Origin of the sequence: Micromonospora sp. NPDC050187 (assembly GCF_044459745.1) — a bacterium.
Classification (GTDB): Bacteria; Actinomycetota; Actinomycetes; order Mycobacteriales; family Micromonosporaceae; genus Micromonospora.
On sequence record NZ_JBITJH010000004.1, the window covers coordinates 292196 to 310891 of the forward strand.

At 72.1% G+C, this 18696-nt stretch carries 13 protein-coding genes; 10 read left to right on the forward strand and 3 right to left on the reverse strand.

Translation table 11 applies throughout. The annotated features are described in order from the left end of the window. Position 1 precedes the first annotated feature (1 nt). The gene (gene surE, locus ACIBJE_RS09160; RefSeq protein ID WP_396745323.1) at positions 2-883 is read left to right on the forward strand and encodes a 5'/3'-nucleotidase SurE; all 882 of its coding nucleotides are present in this window, start codon (positions 2-4) and stop codon (positions 881-883) included. Here the strand turns inward: surE and rpsD are convergent. Continuing rightward, a complete protein-coding gene (gene rpsD, locus ACIBJE_RS09165; RefSeq protein ID WP_396745621.1) occupies positions 871-1479 on the reverse strand; it encodes a 30S ribosomal protein S4 in 609 nt (202 codons plus the stop codon). The two genes, surE and rpsD, sit on opposite strands and share 13 nt — an antisense overlap. Positions 1480-1524: 45 nt before the next feature. Here rpsD and ACIBJE_RS09170 point away from each other — a divergent pair, with 45 nt between their 5' ends. Then, complete coding sequence (locus ACIBJE_RS09170; protein WP_396745326.1) at positions 1525-2208, forward strand: DUF2470 domain-containing protein; 684 nt, start codon at positions 1525-1527, stop codon at positions 2206-2208. A gap of 33 nt (positions 2209-2241) precedes the next feature. Here ACIBJE_RS09170 and ACIBJE_RS09175 read toward each other — a convergent pair whose 3' ends face one another. Both ACIBJE_RS09175 and ACIBJE_RS09180 read right to left on the reverse strand, forming a co-directional pair. Further along, positions 2242-3387 (reverse strand): glutathione-independent formaldehyde dehydrogenase, encoded by a 1146-nt coding sequence (locus ACIBJE_RS09175; protein ID WP_396745329.1) that lies wholly within the window; start codon positions 3385-3387, stop codon positions 2242-2244. Positions 3388-3458: 71 nt separating this feature from the next. Next, positions 3459-4463 carry a LacI family DNA-binding transcriptional regulator gene (locus ACIBJE_RS09180; protein ID WP_396745332.1) on the reverse strand — a complete coding sequence of 335 codons (1005 nt, stop codon included), beginning with the start codon at positions 4461-4463 and terminating at the stop codon, positions 3459-3461. 209 nt (positions 4464-4672) lie between these two features. Here ACIBJE_RS09180 and ACIBJE_RS09185 point away from each other — a divergent pair, with 209 nt between their 5' ends. The 8 genes from ACIBJE_RS09185 to ACIBJE_RS09220 all read left to right on the forward strand — a co-directional run bounded on the left by ACIBJE_RS09185 (position 4673) and on the right by ACIBJE_RS09220 (position 18572). After that, the gene (locus tag ACIBJE_RS09185) at positions 4673-6580 is read left to right on the forward strand and encodes a glycoside hydrolase family 127 protein (RefSeq protein ID WP_396745335.1); all 1908 of its coding nucleotides are present in this window, start codon (positions 4673-4675) and stop codon (positions 6578-6580) included. 63 nt (positions 6581-6643) lie between these two features. Next, positions 6644-7927, forward strand: coding sequence for an ABC transporter substrate-binding protein (locus tag ACIBJE_RS09190; protein WP_396745338.1), 1284 nt, complete (start codon positions 6644-6646; stop codon positions 7925-7927). A 74-nt stretch (positions 7928-8001) separates the two neighbouring features. Beyond that, positions 8002-8967 carry a carbohydrate ABC transporter permease gene (locus ACIBJE_RS09195; RefSeq protein WP_396745341.1) on the forward strand — a complete coding sequence of 322 codons (966 nt, stop codon included), beginning with the start codon at positions 8002-8004 and terminating at the stop codon, positions 8965-8967. Between the two features lie 13 nt (positions 8968-8980). Then, on the forward strand, positions 8981-9790 hold the full coding sequence (locus ACIBJE_RS09200) for a carbohydrate ABC transporter permease (protein WP_396745344.1): 810 nt from the start codon (positions 8981-8983) through the stop codon (positions 9788-9790). 81 nt (positions 9791-9871) lie between these two features. Beyond that, entirely contained in the window at positions 9872-11173 is a 1302-nt protein-coding gene (locus ACIBJE_RS09205; RefSeq protein WP_396745347.1) for a cellulose-binding protein, read from the forward strand. Between the two features lie 71 nt (positions 11174-11244). After that, entirely contained in the window at positions 11245-13791 is a 2547-nt protein-coding gene (locus ACIBJE_RS09210) for a beta-L-arabinofuranosidase domain-containing protein (RefSeq protein ID WP_396745350.1), read from the forward strand. Between the two features lie 9 nt (positions 13792-13800). Beyond that, complete coding sequence (locus tag ACIBJE_RS09215) at positions 13801-15240, forward strand: glycoside hydrolase family 43 protein (RefSeq protein ID WP_396745353.1); 1440 nt, start codon at positions 13801-13803, stop codon at positions 15238-15240. Between the two features lie 35 nt (positions 15241-15275). Further along, positions 15276-18572: a discoidin domain-containing protein gene (locus ACIBJE_RS09220; RefSeq protein WP_396745356.1), complete on the forward strand. Its 3297-nt coding sequence runs from the start codon at positions 15276-15278 to the stop codon at positions 18570-18572. Positions 18573-18696 lie beyond the last annotated feature (124 nt).

Genomic DNA, 18696 nt, shown 5'->3' on the forward strand with positions numbered 1-18696 from the left:
CGTGGACGACCGCCGGACGCGGGTCCTGGTGACCAACGACGACGGCATCCGTGCGCCGGGGCTGCGCTGGCTCGCCCGGGCGGCGTACGAACGAGGCCTGGACGTGGTCGTGGCGGCCCCGAGCGAGGAGGCGAGCGGGATGGGTGCCGCCCTGTCGGCGGTGACCGACGACGGACGGGTGGTGCTCACCGGGACCGGTCTGGCCGGTCTGGCCGGTGTCCCGGCGTACGCCGTCGCCGCCTCGCCGGCCTACATCGCCGTACTGGCCGGGCTGGGTGCGTTCGGTCCGCCGCCGGACGTGGTGCTGTCCGGGATCAACCGGGGTGCCAACGCCGGCCACGCGCTCCTGCACTCCGGCACGGTCGGCGCGGCGCTCACCGCCGCCAACCACGGTGCCCGGGCCATGGCGGTCTCCCTCGACGTGCTCTACCCGGCCGTGGCGAGCGCCGGCAGCGGCGGTGCCGCGATCGCCGTGCTGGACACGGTCGACGACGAGGCCCGCAACTGGGCCACGGCCGCGGAGCTGACCGGGTGGCTGCTGCCCTGGCTGGTCGGAGCCGATCCGGGCACGGTGCTCAACCTGAACGTGCCGGACGTGCCGGTGGCGGGGGTCGCCGGGCTGCGGCAGGCCACCCTCGCCCCGTTCGGGCAGGTCCAGATGACGATCGTCGAGAGCGGCCGGGACCACGTCCGGACGACCATCGAGGAGAACCGTGCCGACCCGGTTCCCGGCTCCGACCTCGCCTGGCTGGCGGAGGGATACGCCGCCGTCACCGCCGTCGGGCCTCCGGGGTACGCCCCCGAGGTGACGGTGCCGACCGGCTGGCGGCCCGCACCGAGCGGTGCGGGCCGGCCGGGACAGCCGTGCGGTCAGCGGGAGTAGTGCTCGACCACGAGTTGTTCGTCGCAGATCACCGGCACCTCGGCGCGGGCGGGCAGGCGGGTCAGCCGCGCGGTCAGGCCGGACAGGTCGACGTCGAGGTACGGAGCCGGCCGCTGCGGGGCGTGCGCGCCCGAGGCGGCGACGACGAACGGGGTCTTGGCGCGGCTTCTCTCCTCGACGGCGAACCGGTCGCCGGGGCGCAGGCGTGCCGACGGCCGGTCCACCCGGCGGCCGTTCACGGTCACGTGTCGATGGGTGACGGCCTGGCGGGCCTGGTAGATGGTGCGGGCGAAGCCGGCGCGCAGGACGAGCGCGTCGAGCCGGGTCTCCAGGTCGACCACCAACTCCTCACCGGTCTTGCCCGGCTGGCGCAGGGCGCGTTCGAACGCCCGGCGCAGCTGGCCCTCGGCGACGTCGTACTGCGCCTTGAGCCGCTGCTTCTCCAGGAGCCGGACCTTGTAGTCGGAATCCTTGCTCCGGGCCCGGCCGTGGACGCCGGGCGGGAACGGCCGGCGCTCGAAGTACCGGACGCACTTGGGGGTCAGGGGAATGCCGAGACGCCGGGACCGCTTGATCTTGGGACGGGACTGGTTCATCGTCACCTCTCGTGTAAGGTAAGCCTAACCTAACTTGGAGGCGACGTGGCGGGCAAGACGGTGGTGGCCGACCGGGCCGCCGAACGGCTGCGCACCCTGCTGGCCGGCACGGAGTCGCTGACCCTGCGGACCCCCGACCACCGCGCCGACCTGGCCGGCCGGCACACCGTCGACCAGGACGGCCGGCTCCGCCTGGCGCTGCCCGCCGACAGTCGCATCGCCCGGCACCTCCTCGCCGCCGGCGAGGTCGCCGCGCAGGTCGAGGTCACCGGCCTCGCCCCGGTCCCGATGCGCGACCGGGTCCGGTCCCGGGCGACACTGGCCGGCTGGCTGACCGTGGTGGATGCCGGTGCCGTCGACGTGGTCGCCCGCCTCGACCTGGTCACCGCCGAGTTGGTCGACGCCGACGGCGACGCTCCGGTCGCCCCGGAGGACCTCGCCGCCGCGCGGCCCGATCCACTCGCCGCCGACGAGGCGGACCTGCTGCGGCGGCTGGGCGACCAGCACCAGCAGACCGTGTGGACCCTGGCCCGGCTGGTTCCGGCCGCCCTGCGACGGGAGGCCCGACGCATCCACCCGCTCCGGCTGGACCGGTGCGGGCTCGTCCTCCGCCTGGAGTCCGCGACCGGCCACCGCGACGTCCGGTTGCCCTTCAGCAGGTCGCTGCGCGGCCCGGACCAGGTGCCGGCGGAGATCGCCCGGCTGCTGGCCCGCTGCGGATCCCGCTGACCCCGGCTGGTCTCGCGCCGGCCGGGCGGGGGCTCAGGAACCGTCGGGGTGCAGCAGCACCTTGGTCCAGCCCGCCTCCCGCCGGTCGAACCGTTCGTACCCGTCGGCGGCCTCGTCCAGCGGCAGTTCGTGGGAGACCAGGAAGGACGGGTTCGCCCGACCGTTGATGATCAGGTCCCGGAGCTGGCGGTTGTACCGCATGACCGGGCACTGGCCGGTGCCCATGTGCTGGCCCTTGCTGAAGAACGTGCCGTACTGCCAGCCGATGCGCCCCTCCCGTCCGCGCTGGTCGGGGCTGCGCGGATCCTGCGGCACGTACACCCCGACCACGCCGATGCCCCCGGTGGAGCGGACGCAGTTGACCAGGTTGTCCAGCACCAGTTCCGGGTGTTCCTCGCCGGACGGGTCGTGGGCCTGGTAGCCGACGGCCTCGACCCCGCAGTCCGCGCCGGCTCCGTCGGTGGCGTCCATGATCTGCGCCACCGGGTCACCCTCGGCGAAGTTCACCGGGATGCCGCCGATCTTCTCGGCCAGGGCGAGCCGGTCGGGTTCCTTGTCGACCACGAACACCCGGGCGGCACCCCGGATCAGCGCGCTGTGGGCGGCCATCAGACCGATCGGACCGGCACCGAAGACGGCCACCGTGTCGCCGGGACGCTGGCCGGCGAGTTCGGTGCCGTGCCAGCCGGTGGGGAAGATGTCCGACAGCATGGTGAAGTCGTTCTCGTGCTCGGTGCCGGGCGGCAGGTGCAGCAGGTTGACGTCGGCGTACGGCACCCGCAGGTAGTCGGCCTGACCCCCGTGGTACGGGCCCATGTTCGCATAGCCGTAGGCCGCGCCGTCGATTCCCTCGATCGGGTTGGTGCGCAGGCAGAAGCTGGTCCAGCCGTGCAGGCAGTTGCGGCAGGTGCCGCAGGCGATGTTGAACGGCACGGAGACCCGGTCGCCGACCCGGATCCGGTCGACGGCGTTGCCGACCTCCTGCACCACGCCCATGTTCTCGTGGCCGAGGATCGTGCCCTCCGCCACGGACGTGCGGCCCTCGTACATGTGCAGGTCCGAACCGCAGATGTTGGTGGTGGTGATCCGGACGATCGCGTCGGTGGGTGCCTCGATCCTCGGGTCCGGCACCTCCTCGACCCGGACGGTGCGGGGACCCTGGTAGACCACGGCCTTCATCGACGTCATCTCCCTCCGACGGCTCGGGTCGGCCTTCCCGTCGTCGGCCGGGGCAAACGTCCCGCCGGTGGTCAGCCCCGGACCGGGAGGGGGCCGGTGGACTCGCGGACCACCAGCCGGCACGGTTGCCGGATCACCCCCGGCTCCAGCCGCCCGTCGAGGGCGGCGAACAGGTGCGTCACCGCCGTGGCACCGAGCTGTTCGAGGTTGAGGTCGACGGTGGTCAGCGGGGGGTGGCAGTCGGCGGCGAACACCTCCCAGTTGTCGTAGCCGACGATCGCGACGTCGTCGGGGACGGACCGGCCGAGTGCGAGGACGGAGTGGGTCACCCCGGCGGCGATCTGGTCGCTGCCGCAGAAGATCGCGTCCACCTCGGGATGGGTGGCGAGCAGTGTCCGGGCGGCGTGCCGTCCCCAGCGCTGGGTCCACTCGCCGTACCACGGCCGGCCCCCGGCCAGCGGGAGGCCGTGCTCGGCCAGCACCGCGCACAGCCCGGTGAACCGGTCCCGGGCGGCCCGGTAGCTCTCCGGCCCGGTGATATGCGCGATCCGGCGGCGGCGCAGCGCGACCAGGTGCTCGGCGGCGAGTCGTGCGCCGCCCTCGTCGTCGGCGAGCACCGACAGGTCCCCGGGATCGCTCGACTCGCCGTACACGTAGACCACCGGGACCGGGATGTCCCGGGTGAGGGACGGGCGCACGTCGTTGCTGTCGCCGAGGATGATGAACCCGTCGACCTGCCGGGCCAGCAGCGCGCGGATGTAGTGCCGACGCCGGATCGCGTCTCCCCGGGCGTCGCAGAGCAGCACCGACATCTGCTCGTTGCCGAGGGCGTTCTCCGCGCCGAGCAGGATCGGGATGGAGAACCGGCCGCCGAGTTCGTCGGTGAGCAGCCCGATGGTGCGGGTGCGGCCCGAGATCAGACCGCGGGCCAGCACGTTCGGCTGGAACGACAACTCGTCGGCGGCCTGGAGCACCCGTTGCCGGGTGGCCGGCGCGACCTCGGCGCGCGCGTTGAGCGCCTTGGAGGCGGTGGCGACCGAGACGCCGGCGAGTCGGGCCACGTCGCTGAGGGTCACCGATCGGGATCGCTGTCTGCCCACCGAAATCCTTTCGACTGCATTTCGACCAGCCCGGTCAGAGGACAGTAGTGCCCGACATCCGGAAACACCAGCAGTCGAGATAGTGATCCATAGACAAAGATGTATTGCCGAAAAGCTTTTCGTAGTCCATCGTAGCCTCAACACCCCCGGTGACCCCGGTCACTCACGAGCTGGCGGAGGGGCAAATGACGAAGGCTTCGCCCGGTACCGATCCCACCGGCGGCCGTCCCGTGGTGCCGTCGCGCGGTGCGCTGCGGCCCCTCGGCCTCGGCGAGGCGCGTGTGGTGGACGGCTTCTGGGCTACCCGGCAGCGGGTCAACGGTGGGGCGACCCTCGACCACGGACGGTCCTGGATGGACAAGCTCGGCTGGACCGGCAACTTCACCGCCGCCCGGGCCGGTGCCGGCGAGGTCGACCGGCGGGGGCGGGAGTTCTCCGACTCGGAGGTCTACAAGCTCGTCGAGGCGATGTCCTGGGAGGTGGGTCGCACCGCCTCGACCGAGCGCGACCGGGAGGTCACCGAGCTGACCGAGCTGATCGCCGCCGCCCAGGCCCCCGACGGGTACCTGGGCACCGCCTTCGGCGGTCCGGGCCAGCGGCCCCGCTACAGCGACCTCGCCTCCGGCCACGAGCTGTACTGCACCGGCCACCTGCTCCAGGCCGCCGTCGCGCGGACCCGGACCGGGAGCGACGGGCCACTGCTCGACATCGCCCGCCGCGCCGCCGACCATGTCTGCGACACGTTCGGCCCGGACGGGACGTGGGGCATCTGCGGCCATCCGAACATCGAGCCGGCCCTGGTCGAGCTGGCCCGGCTCACCGGCGAGCAGCGCTATCTCGACCAGGCCGGCCTGTTCGTGCGGCGACGCGGGCACCAGAGCCTGCCCCAGCACCACTTCGGCTGGTCGTACTACAGCGACGACGTCCCGGTGCGGCAGGCCACCGTGTTGCGCGGGCACGCGGTCCGCGCTCTCTACCTGGCGTCCGGGGCGGTGGACGTGGCGGTCGAGACCGGCGACCGGGAACTGCTCGCGGCGGTCGCCGCCCAGTTCGACCGGACGCTGGCCCGGCGGACCCACCTCACCGGCGGGATGGGCTCGCGGCACATGGACGAGGCGTTCGGCGACGACTTCGTCCTCCCACCCGACCGGTCCTACTCGGAGACCTGCGCCGGGGTCGCCGCGATCATGCTCGCCTGGCGACTGTTGCTGGCCACCGGTGCCAGCCGGTACGCCGACGTGATCGAACGCATCCTCTACAACGTGGTCGCCACGGCGGTCGGCGACGACGGGCGGGCCTTCTTCTACGCCAACACCCTGCACCAGCGCACCCGGACGGTGGACGTGCCGACCGACGAGCAGCAGCTCGGCTTCGGCGGCGGCCCGCGCGCCCCCTGGTTCGAGGTGTCCTGCTGCCTGCCCAACGTCGCCAGGCTGCTCGCTAGCCTCGCGACCTACCTGGTCACCGCCGACGACGAGGGGCTTCGGATCCACCAGTACGCCGACGCCGACGTCGACACCCGGCTGCCGGACGGCCGGCGGGTGGCGCTGCGGATGCGTACCGGCTACCCCGACGACGGGGTGGTGACCGTGCGGGTGACCGCGACCGACGGCGGCGGCTTCCCGCTCACCCTGCGGGTGCCGGAGTGGGCCACCGGGGCGGTGCTGGTCACCCCGACCGGCCGCCGCCCGGCCCCGCCCGGCCCGGTCACGGTGCGGCACGTCTTCGCCGTCGGCGACGAGGTCCGGCTGGAACTGCCGGTCCGACCCCGGTTCACCCACCCCGACCCCCGCATCGACGCGGTACGCGGCTGTCTGGCCGTGGAACGCGGGCCGGTGGTGTTCTGCGCCGAGGCGCTCGCCGACGAGGACCTCGACACCCTGCGGGTCGATCCGGGGAGCGTCCCGGTCGACGCCGACGGCGGGGTACGCGTCCGGGCCCGGTTCACCACCGTGGGGGAGGGGACCTGGCCGTACGGGCCGGAGTCCCCGCCGAGGCGGGACGAGCCGCTGGCTGAGCTTCGACTGCTGCCGTACCACCGGTGGGCCCGGCGCGGCCCGGCGACCATGCGGGTCTGGTTGCCGGTGACCTGAACCGGCGGCCCGGCCGCCCTCGGACGTGTTCGGCTATCCCGCTTCCGGCGGAAGGAGAGACCGATGGGACCGCGAGGTCTTCGAGTTGTCGCCGTGCTGACGGCGGCGATCGTGGCGACGGCCGTGGCGGCCTGCGGCGGCGACGACCCACCGTCGGCCACCGGCCCGGCCGGGGTCGACGACGGTGCCACGTTGACCCTCTGGACCAGGGCGGCCACCGAGTCGGTCTCCCGGGCGTACGCCGAGGCGTACAACGCCACGCACCGGAACAAGGTGCGGGTGACCGCGTACCCCAACGAGGAGTACCCGGCGAAGCTGGCCTCGGCGGCCGGTGCCCGGGCGCTGCCCGACCTGTTCGCCGCCGACGTGGTGTTCGCCGCGCAGTACGCCGCGCAGGGGCTCTGGACCGATCTCACCGACCGGTTCGCCGGGCTCGACGTACGGGACCGGGTGGCTCCGGCCCACGTGCGCGCCGGCACCTGGAAGGACCGCAACTACGCGGTCCCGCACACCATCGACATGTCGGTGATGCTCTACAACAAGGACCTCTACCGGCGGGCCGGACTCGACCCGGAGCGACCGCCGACCTCGCTGCGGGAGTTCGCCGAACACGCCCGGGCCATCGACCGGCTCGGTGGTGACGTGCACGGCACCTACTTCGGCGGCAACTGCGGCGGCTGTGTGGAGTTCACGTTCTGGCCGTCGGTCTGGGCGGCCGGCGGCGAGGTCCTGGACGCCGAGGGGCGGACGGCCCGGATCGACTCCCCGGAGATGGCCGACGTGTTCGCGCTCTACCGCTCCCTCTACGAGGAGGGGGTCGCCGCGCCCGCCTCCCGGGACGAGGCCGGCCCGACGTGGCTCGGCGCGCTCCAGGCCGGCCGGGTCGGCATCGCCCCCGGTCCCTCGGTGTGGCTCGGCATGATCGAGTCCAAGGGGGTGTCGATGGGGGTCGCGCCGATCCCCGGCCTGACCGGCGGTGAGTCGACCTTCGTCGGCGGGGACGCGATCGGCATCGGCGCCACCAGTGACCGGGCCGCCCAGGCCTGGGACTTCCTGGCCTGGACCATGTCCGAGGAGGCGCAGGTCGAGGTGGTCGCGAAGAACAAGGGGGTGCCCACCCGCACCGACCTGGCGGTGAACCGGTACTCCGCGACCGACCCGCGGCTCACGCTGATCAACGGGCTGGTTGCCAGGGGGCGCACGCCGTACGCGGAGAACTTCAACGCCTCGTTCAACGACCCGCAGAGCCCCTGGCTCCGTACCGTCCGTGGCGCGTTGTTCGGGGACGCCCCCCGCGCGCTCGCCGAGGGCAACACGGCCATCACCAGATCACTCCAGCAGGGCTGACCCGCCCCGCGGTCCCGACCGTCGGCGTGCTCGTCCGGCGTCGCGGGTCCGCCCTCCCCGGACCGGAGGAACAGATGCCCACCACGGTGCTGCCCCCGTCGACCGCCGCCGACCGGCCGGGGGCCACCACGTCCCGCCCCGGTGGCCGGTCGCGCCGTGGGTGGTCGCGCTCGCGGCGGCAGGCCCTGACCGGCATCGCCTACGCCACGCCGACGGCACTCGTGGTCGGGATGTTCTTCCTCGTCCCGCTGGTCCTGGTCGGCTGGATGTCGCTGCACCGGTGGCCGCTGCTCGGCACGCCGATCCGCAACGCCCCGGACAACTACACCGAAGTCGCCGACGACGAGCTGATCCGGTCGGCGGCCTGGTTCACCCTGCGGTACACGCTGATCATGACGGTGCTGCTGTTCGCGGTCGCGCTCGGACTGGCCCTGCTGCTGCAACAGCGCCGACGCGGGGTGGGCTTCCTCCGCGCCGCGGTGGTCCTGCCGATGGCGGTCGGCTTCGCCAGTGCCTCCCTGCTGTTCCTGGGTCTGCTCAGCGACGAGATCGGCCCGGTCACCGACCTGCTCCGGTGGCTCGGGGTGGTCGACGGGCACGTCTCCCTGACCAGCGGCAGCGCCGGCTCGGCGCTCGGCTCGACGGTGCTGCTGGTGCTGTGGCGGTTCGCGGGGTTCAACATGCTGATCCTGCTGACCGGGTTGCAGGCGATCCCGCTGGAGGTCTACGAGGCGGCCCGGCTCGACGGCGCGTCCCGCTGGCAGACCTTCCGGCGGATCACGCTGCCGCTGCTGCGGCCGTCCGTCGCGCTGGTGCTCACCCTGATGGTGACCGGCTCGCTGCTCGCGTTCGACCAGTTCTGGATCCTCACCCGGGGCGGGCCGGACAACAGCACCACCTCGCTGGTGATGGTGATCTACCGCGAGGCGTTCGTCCGCCTCGACCTCGGTTCGGCGGCGGGCATCTCGGTGGTGCTGCTCGCCGTCCTCCTCGTCGTCAATGTCGTCCAGCTCGGCGCGCTGCGCCGACGTTCCCAGTGAGGGGCGCACGACCATGACCGGTTCCCGGACGGCCTCGCGGTGGGGATTCCCCGTCACCGGCGCGGCGCTGGCGATCCTGTTCCTGTTCCCGCTGTTGTGGAGCGGGTGGGCGTCGGTGCGCACCGGCACCGGGTTCGGTCTGGAGAACTACGACCGGTTGTTCACCTCGGACCACGGCATCCGCCCGTACCACCTGGTCAACAGCGTGACGGTCAGCGCGTTGACGGTCGGCGGCACGCTGCTGGTCGCGACGCTTGGCGGCTACGCGTTCGGGCGTTTCCGGTTCCCCGGGCGGGACCTGCTCTTCCTGCTCACCCTGGCGATCCTGATGGTGCCGTACGCGACCATCCTGATCGCGCTCTACGTGCTGCTCGGCTGGATCGGCCTGGAGGACTCGCTGGTCGGGCTGAGCCTGGTGCTGATCATGTTCCAGCTGCCGTTCTCCGTCTTCATGATGCGCAACTCGTTCGAGGCCGTGCCCCGGGAGCTGGAGGAGTCCGCCCAGGTCGACGGGGCGGGCAGCGTGGGCGTGCTGCTCCGGGTCCTGCTCCCGGCGGTCCGTCCGGGGCTGGTCACGGTGGCGCTGTTCGCGTTCCTCACCTCGTGGAGCGAGTTCTTCGCGCCGTTGATCCTGCTCAACTCCACCGACCGGTTCACCGCCACGCTGGCGGTGGTCAACATGCGCACGGCGAGCCACGGCTCGATCGACTACGCGGCGCTGGAGGCCGGCGTGGTCTTCATGGCCGTGCCGTGCCTGCTCCTCTTCGCGTTCCTCCAGCGCAGCTATGTCCGGGGGTTCGCCTCCGGTGCGGTGAAGGGCTGATCCCGGACCACCCGCGATGGGCCGCGGGACCTGGGCGGGTCCGGGACAAATAAATCGACAAACTTCGATCAAGGAGACCAGATGGGACAGTTCTGGAGACGATTCGTCGCACCCGTGGCGGCCGGGCTGATGGCCGCCGGCCTCAGCCTCGTCGCCGTCGGGACGACCGGAGGTGGGGCCGCCCAGGCGGCCCCCGGGGACAACCTGGCCTGGACGGCGACGCCGAGCGCGTCGTACACCTCGCCGTGGGAGAGCGTCGCGGCGATCCGGGACGGGATCGACCCGACATCGTCCAACGACGCGGCCAACCCGCGCTGGGGAACCTGGCCCAACCAGGGCCAGCAGTGGGCGCAGCTCACCTGGACCGCGGACCAGACGATCCGCGCGGTCGAGGTCTACTTCTTCGACGACAACGGCGGGGTCCGGCTGCCTGCCGCGTGGCGGGTGCAGTCCTGGAACGGCAGTTCCTACCAGGACGTGGCGGGTGCCTCCGGGTATCCGGTGGCGGCTAACCGCTACAACCTGGTGACCTTCACCGCGGTCAGCACCAGCCGGCTGCGGGTGCTGCTCGACAGCGGCGCCGGCTCGGTCGGGCTGCTGGAGATCAAGGCGCACGCCAACCCGCCCGGTGGTAACCCGCCGACCGGCTGGAACCCGCCGGGCAACCTGGTCACCCCGCTGGGCGAGGTCTGGGCCCACCAGGAGGCGACCTATCCCAACCTGTACGGCTTCCGCAACTACGGCTGGGACCAGGTCTTCGCCAACCGGGGCAGCCTGAACTTCTGCGTCCGCTGGGACTCCCCGGCCAGCGTCTCCGCCGCGCTGCGCGACCAGATCCACGCCACCCTGGCCCGCCAGTACAAGAAGTGGATGGACGTGATGGTCGGCCACAACAACTGGCCGTACGCCAGCGTGCCGATCAAGGTGGTCGGCTGGGCGGTGCGCGACCGGGCCCAGTTGCAGTGGTCGGACACCTCCGTCGACATCTACGTGAACGACATCCGGGAGAACGCCCCGCAGTGCGCCGAGGGGTGCGGGCGCTTCTTCAACCAGAACGGCCAGTACCCCAACTGTCCCGGCGGCGCGGCCCGCCACTACGACCAGTCGCTCTGGCTGACCGCCGGGATGGGCGGCGGCGCGGGCGGTGACTGGGGCCAGCGGATGGGCAGCGAGTACTTCGTCAACAACATCAACGCCGAGAACATGACGATCCTGCTGCACGAGATCGGCCACACCTTCGGCCTCGACGACTTCTACGACTGGTCGCCGAGCGGTGTCGGCGGGTTCCTGATGAAGGCCGGCTCCGCCAGTGCCATCACCGAGTTCGACGCGTGGATGTTCCGCGACTGGTGGCGGCACCTGAAGAGCCGCTACGGCCTCTGAACCACCGGCCCGCCGGGCGTTTGCGCCCGACGGGCCGGCCCACCACCCGTACCGCTGAAGAGGTGACGCGCATGTCCCGTCCACCCCTGTCCCGGCGTGCCGTCCTGGCGGCCGGCGCGGCCACGGCGGCGACCGCCGTGACGGCGTCCGCCGCCGGCCCGGCGACCGCCCGACCCGCCGCCCCCGCCGCCGGCTCCGCACCGGCTCCGACCCCTGCCGCCGGTTCCGCACCGGCTCCCACCGCCCGGCCGGACACCGGCGTCGCGGCCCACCCCTTCCCGCTGGGGGCCGTGACCCTCCACCCCGGGCCGTTCCAGGCCAACACCGCCCGTACCCACGCCTACCTGCGGTTCCTCGACCCCGACCGGCTGCTGCACATGTTCCGCCGCACGGTCGGTCTGCCCTCGACCGCCACCCCCTGCGGCGGGTGGGAGTCACCGGGCACCGAACTGCGCGGCCACTCCACCGGCCACCTGCTCACCGCGCTGGCCCAGGCGTACGCCAGCACCGGGGAGACCGCCTTCAAGGACAAGGGCGACTACCTGGTCGCGGCCCTCGCCGCCTGCCAGGACCGGGCCACCACGGCCGGGTTCAACGCCGGCTACCTGTCGGCGTACCCGGAGAGCTTCATCGACCGGGTCGAGGCCCGCCAGCAGGTCTGGGCGCCCTACTACACCCTGCACAAGATCATGGCTGGCCTGCTCGACATGCACCTGCTCGCCGGCAACGCCCAGGCGCTGGCCGTGCTGATCCGCAAGGCCGCGTGGGTGCGGCTGCGCAACAGCCGGCTGACCCACGCCCAACGGCAGAACATGCTGGACACCGAGTTCGGTGGCATGAACGAGGTACTGACCAACCTCTACCAGCTGACCGGGGACCCCGAGCACCTCACCACCGCCCAGTACTTCGACCACGCGGAGATCTTCGACCCGCTGGCGGCCAACACCGACGCGCTGGTCAACTACCACGCCAACACCCAGATCCCGAAGGTGCTCGGCGCGATCCGCGAATACCACGCCACCGGCGTCACCCGGTACCGGGACATCGCCCGCAACTTCTGGGACATCGTCGTCGGCCGGCACAGCTACGTCATCGGCGGCAACTCCAACGGCGAGTACTTCAAGGCCCCGAACCGGATCGCCAGCGAACTCTCCGACTCCACCTGCGAGTGCTGCAACACGTACAACATGCTCAAGCTCACCCGGCAGCTCTTCCGCACCGACCCGACCCGGGTCGAGCTGGTGGACTACCACGAACGTGCCCTCTACAACCACCTGCTGGGCGCGCAGAACCCGAACTCCGCGCACGGGTTCCACTGCTACTTCGTGCCGCTGCGGGCCGGTGGCCTGAAGACCTACAGCAACGACTACGACAACTTCACCTGCTGCCACGGCACCGGCATGGAGACCAACACCAAGCTCCAGGACAGCATCTACTTCCACTCCGGCGACACGCTCTGGGTCAACCTCTTCGTCGCCGCCACGCTCACCTGGCCCGGCCGGGGCCTCACCGTCCGGCAGGAGACCACCTTCCCGGAGGCGGGCAGCACCCGGCTGACCGTCACCGGGTCCGGGGCGATCGACCTGCGGATCCGGATACCCGCCTGGGCCACCGGCGCACAGGTACGCCTCAACGGCGTGCCGCAGCCGCCGGTGGCGGCGGGCGGCTACGCCCGGATCACCCGTACCTGGGCCTCCGGCGACACCGTCGACGTCACCCTGCCGATGGCGCTGACCCGCGAACCCACCCCGGACAACGCCGCCGTCCAGGCCGTCCGGGTCGGCCCGATCGTGCTGGCCGGGCAGTACGGCACGACCAACCTCACCGCGCTGCCCACCCTCGACCCGGCCAGCCTCCGTCCCGCCGGCCTGCTGCGCTACACGGCCACCGCCAGCACCGGACCAGTGACCCTGCTGCCGTTCCACCAGATCCACGGGCAGCGCTACACCGTGTACTGGCGGGTCGACGACGTCCCGCCGCCGCCCCCGTTCGTGGCGCACTACCGCTTCGACGAGGGCGGCGGCACCAGCGTCGCCGACGCCACCGGCAACGGCCGGACCGCCACGCTCGCCGGTGGGGCCGGCTGGACCAGCGGCCGGACGGGCGGCGGGGCCAACCTCGACGGTCTCGCCGGGCACGTCGTCCTGCCCGGCGGGCTTCTCGCCGGAGCGACCGCGTTCTCCGTCGCCACCTGGGTCCGGATCGACACCGCCGGCACCTGGACGCGGATCTTCGACTTCGGCTCCGGCACCGGCACGTACCTCTTCCTCACCCCGCGCAGCGGCACCGGGACCGCGCGGTTCGCGATCACCACCGGCGGGGCCGGCGCGGAACAGCGCATCGACGCGCCGGCCGCGCTGCCGGTGGGCGCGTGGACCCACGTCGCGGTCACCCAGACCGGCGACCTGGGCGTGCTCTACGTCAACGGCGTCGAGGTGGCCCGCAACCCGGCGCTGACGCTCCGCCCCGCCGGGCTCGGCGCGACCGCCCAGAACTGGATCGGCCGGTCGCAGTACGGCACCGACCCCCACCTCGACGCGGCGGTCGACAGCTTCCGCGTGTACGGCCGCGCGCTGACCGCCGCCGAGGTGGCCGACCTGCACTCCACCGGCCAGTAGGAGGAACCCGTGTCCGGACGATGGCGTTCCGCCGTCACCGCCGCCGCCCTCGTGGCGCTCGCCGTGACCGTGCCCGCCCCGCCCGCGCCCGCCGCCAACCCGATCGTCACCCACGTCTACACCGCCGACCCGGCCCCACTGGTGGTCGGGAACACGATGTACGTCTACGCCGGCCGCGACGAGGCGCCCACCGGCACCAACAACTTCGTCATGCGCGAGTGGCGGGTGCTCTCCTCCACCGACGCGGCGACCTGGACCGACCACGGGGCGCGGGCCGGCGTCGGCACGTTTCCCTGGGCCGGCGCGGACGCCTGGGCCAGCGAGGTCGAACCCCGCAACGGCCGGTACTACTGGTACACCTCGGTCAACGGGCGCGGCCCCGGCTGGATGGACATCGGCGTGGCGGTGGGCGACAGCCCACTCGGCCCGTTCACCGACGCCAAGGGCGGCCCGCTGGTCAGCGACAGCACCCCCAACTCCTCCGGCCTGAACATCGACCCCACCGTGTTCACCGACGACGACGGTCAGGCGTACCTCTACTGGGGCGGCTACTGGGGGGTCCGCGCGGCGAAGCTCAAGCCGAACATGATCGAGCTGGACGGGCCGGTGGTCACCCCGCAGGGGCTGACGAACTTCTGGGAAGCCCCCTGGATGTTCAAGCGCAACGGGCTCTACTACCTGATGTACGCCGCCAACGACACGAACGGCTGCGTCACCGACTCGGCCTACGCCTGCCAGCGCTACGCCACCGCGACCAGCCCGCTCGGCCCGTGGACCCACCGGGGCGTCGTGCTCGACCGGGTCTCCTCGACCACCAACCACGCCGGGGTGGTCCAGTTCAACGGCCAGTGGTACATCGTCTACCACAACGCCGACGCCCCCGGCGGCGGCAACTTCCGCCGCTCGGTCGCGGTGGACCTGCTGCACTTCAACGCCGACGGCACCATGCGCAAGGTCGTCCAGACCACCACCGGCCCGCCGCCCAACCCCGGCGGCGGCACGCCGGGACCGCCGGCCGGCACCAACCTGGCCCCCTCGGCCACCGCCACCACCTCGTACGTCTCCCCGTGGGAGAGCGTCGCCGCGCTCAACAACGGCGGCGTACCGGCCAACTCGGCCGACCGCAGCAACCTGGCGTACGGCAACTGGCCGCAGCAGGGCACCCAGTGGGTCGAGTACACCTGGCCCTCGGCCCGTCAGGTCAACCGGATCGCCACCTACTGGTTCGACGACGACCAGGGCATCGACCTGCCCGCCTCCTGTCAGGTCCAGTACTGGAACGGCAGCGGCTACGTGCCGGTGCCGGGACAGTCGTCCTGCCCGGTCGCCGGGAACACCTACAACGTCACCACCTTCGGCACCGTCAGCACCACCCGGCTGCGGCTGACCGTCACCGCCCGGTCCGGTCTCTCCACCGGCCTGCTGGAGTGGCTCGCCTACCAGCCCTGACCGTCCCCCTCCACCCCGTCCCTGGAGGTGTCCCCGTGTTCCGCACCGTCACCCGAGGTCGGGCGCCGACCGCACTGGCGCTGGCCGCCGTGCTCACCGTCGGCGCGCTGACCGTCCCCGTCGCCCCCGCCCGCGCCGCCCAGACCATCGGCTACCCCACCTTCTCCGGCCCGGCGGTGCCCGCGCCGCCGGTCGGCTACAGCAACGGCAACATGATGAAGGCCATCTACGACGCCGAGGCCGGCGGCACCGACTTCTGGATGGACCGGCTGCTCGCCCGCCCCGGCAACGACCCGGCCGGCCCCTGGCTGATGACCCGGGGCCGGGGGTTCTACATGAACACCCACAACCCGGCCGTGATCGGCTTCGGCGGCAACGCCGCCTACTGGGACAACATCAGCAGCCAGAACGCCTACGCCGTGGCGATCACCCCGGGGACCTTCACCGAACAGGTGGGCAGCCGGTGGCAGTCGCCGAGCCACTGGAAGGGCGTCTACACCAGCGGCGGGGTCCGGGTCGACCTGAGCAAGTTCATCACCCACCAGAACGTCGCGGTCACCAACCTGACCTTGACCAACACCGGCGGCGCCGCCACCACGCTCCAGCTCCGGGCCACCTCGCCGTACGCGACCAGCGGCACCGGCGGCGAACTCACCGGCAGCCGGCAGGTGAAGAACAACCTCACCACGATCCACCCCCGGCTGGCCGGGGACGGCTTCACGGTCAGCAGCGGCGGGCTCAACCGGTCGGTGACCCTCGCCCCCGGGCAGAGCGTCACCACCAAGGTGGTGATGGGCTTCGTCACCACCGAGATCCCCGAGTCGCTGACCGAGTATCAGACGTACCGGGCGTACACCCCGGCGACCGCCTTCGCCACCCACGTGCGCGACTACAACCGCTGGTGGGCGGAGAACGTCCCGTACGTCGACGTGCCCGACCCGGCCATCAAGAAGAACGTCTACTACCGCTGGTGGCTGATGCGCTACAACTACCTCGACGTCGACATCCCGGGGCAGGACTTCCAGTTTCCGGTCTCCATCGAGGGCGTCACCGGCTACAACAACGCCATCGCGCTCACCCAACCCATGCACATCGACGACCTGAAGTACCTGCGCAACCCGGTCTACTCATACGGGCCGTGGCTGTCGGTGGGGCAGACTTCCAAGGGCGGCCGGTTCATGGACAACCCCGGTGACCCGGAGAACTGGTCGAACTCGTACACCCAGTACATCGCCGAGGCAGCCTGGCGCAGCTACCAGATCCACGGTGGGCAGCCGGTCATCGCCGGTCACCTGGCCCGCTACGCCGAGGGCGACGTCAAGGGGCAGCTCGCCACCTACGACACCAACGGCAACGGCGTCATCGAGTACGACTGGGGCGCGATGACCGGCAACGACGCCGACGCGGTCTCGTTCCACTGGCGCGACGGCAACCTCGACCGGGCCGAGACCGCGTATGTCTACAGCGGAGCGGTCGCCGCGCAGCAGGCGTACGCGGTGGTCGGGAACACCGCCAAGGCGGCCGAGATGCAGGCGTTGGCCGAGCGGATCCGCTCCGGCGTGCTCACCACGCTGTGGAACCCGTCCCGGCAGTTGCTGGAGCACAAGCACGTCGCGACCAACACCCATGTGCCCTGGAAGGAGATCAACAACTACTACCCGTACGCGGTGGGGCTGATGCCGAACACCGAGCAGTACCGGCAGGCGCTGCGGCTCTTCGACGACCCGGCCGAGTACCCGGTCTTCCCGTTCTTCACCGCCAACCAGCGGGACAAGGCCGCCGCCGCGGCGGCCGGCAAGCCGGGCAGCAACAACTTCTCCACCATCAACTCCACCGTGCAGTTCCGCCTCTACTCCTCGGTGCTGCGCAACTACCCCAACCAGTGGATGACCGCCGAGCACTACAAGAAGCTGCTCTACTGGAACGCCTGGGCGCAGTACGTCGGCGGGAACACCCAGTGGCCGGACGCCAACGAGTTCTGGGCCGACTGGAACGCGACCACGAAGACCATCGCCTACCGGTCCTGGATCCACCACAACATCCTCGGCAGCAGCAACTGGACGGTGATCGAGGACGTGGCCGGGCTGCGCCCGCGCACCGACGCGCGGGTGGAACTCGACCCCATCGACATCGGCTGGTCGCACGTCGCGGTGAACAACCTGCGGTACCGCAACATGGACCTGAGCATCGTCTGGGACGACCCGGCCGACGGCGTCACCCGCTACCCGGGCGTGCCGCAGGGCTACTCGATCTACCTCGACGGCGTCCGGGCGGTCACCGTCGACCGGCTGACCCGGGTGGTCTACGACCCGGCCACCGGCACGGTCGAGCTGCCCGAGGGCGGCACCGCCACCCACCGCACGACGGTTCCCGGGCTGCGCGCGCCGCAGGCGGTGGCCCACACCGGTGACCGGATGGTGGACATCTTCGCCAAGGCCGGCGCCGACCTGACCGCCACCCTGCCCAACCTGGCCCGGGGCGCGGCCACCTCCGCGTCGTACACCGCGTCGGGCACGTCGACGCAGGCGGCGGTGGACGGCTTCCCGATCAACGAGCCGATCTGGGGCAGCCACGGCTCACCGAACGCCACCGACTGGTACGAGGTGAACCTCGGGCAGAGCCGCACCGTGGACGACGTGTGGCTCTACTTCCGCAACGACCGGGCCACCAACCGGTACCGTCCGCCCAGCTCGTACACCGTGCAGTACCTCGACGGCGGCACCTGGGTCACCGCGCCGGGCCAGGTGCGGAACCCCGGCACCGTCCGGTCCAACTACAACCGGGTCCGCTTCACCCCGGTGACCACGTCGCGGCTGCGGGTGCAGCTGACCCACGCCGCCGGCTTCCGCACCGGGCTGACGGAGGTGCAGGTCTACCAGCGGGGCGGCGGTGGCGTCCCGGATCCGGGGACGAACCTGGCCCGGACGGCGACCGCGTCGGCGTCGTACACCTCGCCCTGGGAGAGCGTGACCGCGATCAACGACGGCGTCGACCCGCCCTCGTCGAACGACACCGGCAACCCCCGGTGGGGGACCTGGCCCGAGACGGGGGAGCAGTGGGCCGAACTGGCATGGGCGTCCGCGCAGACCGTCCGGTCGGCCCGGGTCTACTTCTTCGACGACGGTGGCGGCGTGCGGCTGCCCGCGTCGTGGAAGGTGCAGTACTGGACCGGCGCCGCCTGGGCCGACGTGACCGCCGCCGGCGGCCACCCGGTTGCCGCCGACCGGTACAACGAGGTCGGGTTCACCCCGGTCACCACGACCCGGCTGCGCGTCCTGCTCTCCAGCGGCGCGGCCTCCGTCGGCCTGCTGGAGGCGCAGGTCTTCGGCTGACCCGCCCCGGTACGCCCGGGTCGGCCCTGCGGGGGTGGGGGCGACCCGGCCGGAGGGAGGCCCGGAGCGGACCGCCGCTCCGGGCCGTCCCGGCGGCCTGGGCTGAGTGAGTGGGGCGCGGGCG

Coding starts and splice junctions, on each gene's coding strand:
- ACIBJE_RS09205 (WP_396745347.1), top strand. CDS start 9,872: ATGGGACAGTTCTGGAGACGATTCGTCGCACCCGTGGCGGCCGGGCTG.
- ACIBJE_RS09185 (WP_396745335.1), top strand. CDS start 4,673: ATGACGAAGGCTTCGCCCGGTACCGATCCCACCGGCGGCCGTCCCGTG.
- ACIBJE_RS09200 (WP_396745344.1), top strand. CDS start 8,981: ATGACCGGTTCCCGGACGGCCTCGCGGTGGGGATTCCCCGTCACCGGC.
- ACIBJE_RS09195 (WP_396745341.1), top strand. CDS start 8,002: ATGCCCACCACGGTGCTGCCCCCGTCGACCGCCGCCGACCGGCCGGGG.
- ACIBJE_RS09175 (WP_396745329.1), bottom strand. CDS start 3,387: ATGAAGGCCGTGGTCTACCAGGGTCCCCGCACCGTCCGGGTCGAGGAG.
- ACIBJE_RS09190 (WP_396745338.1), top strand. CDS start 6,644: ATGGGACCGCGAGGTCTTCGAGTTGTCGCCGTGCTGACGGCGGCGATC.
- rpsD (WP_396745621.1), bottom strand. CDS start 1,479: ATGAACCAGTCCCGTCCCAAGATCAAGCGGTCCCGGCGTCTCGGCATT.
- ACIBJE_RS09210 (WP_396745350.1), top strand. CDS start 11,245: ATGTCCCGTCCACCCCTGTCCCGGCGTGCCGTCCTGGCGGCCGGCGCG.